Raw genomic sequence first — 3117 nt, forward strand, 5'->3', positions numbered from 1 at the left:
AGCTAGCTCACGGCCTGGCTCCATGGTTGTTGCACTTGAGTTGACATTCCGGGAAATTAAATCATCACTAAAAGCGCCACAGAAATCTGTAGCGCTTACTTTCTGTTAATTTAATTTTAGACTGATGTGAATAGTAATGCAATCAAAGTGAGCAACACTTGATTTTGTGATGGTCAGTCAGGACATTCTGGTTTAGGGCATAGGATTAAAAGCCTGATCAAAGTCAATGTGTCACTTGAACCGAATGGCCGACAATGCAGCAGTTCAGCCGCGATTACACATTCGCACGTCATGGCAGGCACATTTGACAACAGAAAACTGTGGTTACGCTCACAGCAAACTGGCGTCTGACAGTAATGCGTTAAAGTTGGTTTATCAAAGCATGCTGAAGGTCAGCCAGTGTCGTTGTCATGTAAACGTGGTAGAGGTCAGGGTTGATCAAGCGCTGCGTGGCAGCCGGCAATTCCGCTAAACGTTGTTGCGCGTAGTGATAAATTGTATGAACGTTGTTTGGAATTTGTGCGGGAACCAGTGGCGTGTCCAACAAAATGGGTTCTGCATCAAAGTTTTTAAGATGATGGACACGATTGACACTCAGCGGATTGCTGTCCACAACGGCGATTTCATCGGCAATCGTTTCATCACTGCCTGCAATCACGTCTGCAAAAGCCTTGCGCGTGCCTTTTCGATATAATCGATACACTTGTTTTTTACCGGGAATCGTGACCTTTTCACGGCTATCACTGATTTTGATTTTTGGAATAACGTGACCGTCTGTTTCAATAGCAGCGAGTTTATACACGCCGCTCAGAACCGGTGCTGAGGCGCTGGTGATGAGCTTTTCGCCGATGTCGAAGTTATCGATTGGAGCGCCTTGATCCAGCAGCGATGTGATAACAGCTTCATCCAAAGCGTTTGAGATGGTGATTTTAGTTTCCGGAAAACCGGCAGCGTCCAATAATTTACGTGCATCCCGCGCGAGGGTGGCGATGTCGCCGGAATCAATTCGGATGCCGACTGGCTGGTGACCCGCCGCCCGCAGTTCTTTGAAAACGGTGATGGCGTTTGGCACACCCGAAGTCAAAACATCGTAGGTATCCACTAACAGCGCGCTGTTGTCAGGATAGAGCGCAGCCCATTTTCGAAACGCGGTCAGTTCATCAGGAAAGGCTTCGATCCAGCTATGGGCCATCGTCCCGGCTGCTGGAATGTTGAACAGTTTGGCAGCTAGGACGTTCGAGGTGCTGGCAGCGCCGCCGATAACGGATGCCCGGGCACCATAGATGGCACTGTCGGGGCCTTGCGCCCGCCGTGCACCGAATTCCATGATTGGCCGGCCCTTAGCAGCAAAGACCATTCGACGGGTTTTTGTGGCAATCAGTGACTGGTGGTTGAGAATGTTAAGAATCAAAGTTTCCAGCATTTGGGCTTGTGCAATCGGCCCTTCAACCGTGATCAGGGGTTCCCGTGGAAAGACCGGTGTACCTTCCGCAACCGCGTGGATATGGCAATCAAGCGTTAGGTTGGCAAGGTGAGCGATAAAAGCGTCGCGCCACAAATGTAGGCTTCGAAAATAGGTTAAGTCGCTCTCATCAAAGTGGAAATGAGCAAGTTGGTCAACGATTTGCTGCAGCCCGGCAGCAATCACAAAACTGCCTTGGTCAGGGACTTTACGGTAGAACACATCAAAGGTAGCGCGCGTGTTTGGTAGTTCGGCATCAAAGCCGTTTGTCATTGAGTATTCATAGAGGTCTGTTAATAGGGATAGATTACGCATGATCATCGTCCGTTCTATTTTGTAGGAAAGGTGTCTTGACACCTGAAAGATTAGTGCTATTCTAACACAAAATTTGTCCTGTCACGACTGACACGATGTGATAGACTAAATTTAATAAGAAAAAGGACGCGATGAAATGGATAGTTTAGCACGACGGTCTCGCATTCAGGCCGTATTAACCACCAGTACCAAGCCAATCAGTGCCAGTCAACTGGCCAAACAACTCCACGTCAGCCGCCAGACGGTGGTGGGTGACGTGGCCCTGCTGCGGGCGGAGGGTGAAGCAATCGTGGCCACCTTAAAGGGTTACGAATATGAAGAGCAGTACCAGCACAAAGCCATTCTCGTTTGCCGGCATTTTCCAAGCGATACAGCCGATGAAATGACCCGCATCGTTAAAGCAGGCGGCACCATCATTGACGTGGTAGTGACCCATCCGCTGTACGGCCAATTAAAGGGCATGCTCCAAATTAAAACGGTGGCCGATGTGAATCTGTTTATCGCTAAACTCAAAGAACAGCGGGGACACCTGCTGTCAGAATTGACTGACGGGGTCCACACCCACACGATTGCTTATGAAAAGCCGGAACAATTGGCGGCCATTCAGGCGACTCTGCGAGAGGCCGGGTATCTGTATGAATAAGTGTCTTGTCACCATTTGTACACGTGACCGTTTTAAAACAATTGCCCCTAATCATTATGGATTCGGGTATAATTATGTTTAGAACAGTTACGGTATCAGAAAGGATATGAGTTGATGGATCAATTAACCCTTGTTACCAGCACCTTGGATGGGCTGGGCATTCAATATCAGTTAGTGAGTCATCCGGCAGCTGAAACGACCGAGGAAGCAGACGCGTACATTGAAGGTATTGAAGGCGTCCGGACGAAAACGATGTTCATGACTAACAAGAAAAAGACGAGTTTTTATCTATTGGTGATGGATGACGCAAAACGTTTAGACTTCCACGAGTTTCAGGATCTGACGGGAGCTAAAAGGGTCAAAATGGCCTCATCTGAAGCCTTAAAGGAAAAGCTGGGGTTGGCACCAGGCATCGTCTCGATTTTTGGCCTGATTAATAACCAAGAACGGGACGTCAAAGTATACTTTGACAAGGCAATCTTGTCAGAAGCCCGGATGAGCTTCCACCCAAACGAAAACACGCACACCATCTTTGTGGCAAGCAACGATGTCTTGGCATTCGTTAAGGCACAGGGCTACGAGCCGGAGATTTTGGATTTGGAAGAGGACTAGAGAGTGGAGCAAGGCGTTTTGAGGGCGGAGCAGAAGCGACTCTGGGCAGAAAAGTCCGGGTCTGACTTTTGTGCCCAGAGTCGCT

The 3117-nt window shown here is 48.8% G+C and carries 3 protein-coding genes; 2 read left to right on the forward strand and 1 reads right to left on the reverse strand.

From position 1 onward, the window contains the following. Positions 1 to 361 precede the first annotated feature (361 nt). Positions 362 to 1780, reverse strand: a complete 1419-nt coding sequence (locus tag FC82_RS08660; RefSeq protein WP_191982805.1) for a nicotinate phosphoribosyltransferase — start codon at positions 1778 to 1780, stop codon at positions 362 to 364. 133 nt (positions 1781 to 1913) lie between these two features. Here FC82_RS08660 and FC82_RS08665 point away from each other — a divergent pair, with 133 nt between their 5' ends. Then, the gene (locus FC82_RS08665; protein WP_054761592.1) at positions 1914 to 2420 is read left to right on the forward strand and encodes a transcription repressor NadR; all 507 of its coding nucleotides are present in this window, start codon (positions 1914 to 1916) and stop codon (positions 2418 to 2420) included. A gap of 114 nt (positions 2421 to 2534) precedes the next feature. Then, positions 2535 to 3032 carry a prolyl-tRNA synthetase associated domain-containing protein gene (locus FC82_RS08670; protein ID WP_054761591.1) on the forward strand — a complete coding sequence of 166 codons (498 nt, stop codon included), beginning with the start codon at positions 2535 to 2537 and terminating at the stop codon, positions 3030 to 3032. Positions 3033 to 3117: the final 85 nt, after the last annotated feature.

This window comes from Secundilactobacillus collinoides DSM 20515 = JCM 1123 (genome assembly GCF_001435975.1).
Lineage (GTDB): Bacteria > Bacillota > Bacilli > Lactobacillales > Lactobacillaceae > Secundilactobacillus > Secundilactobacillus collinoides.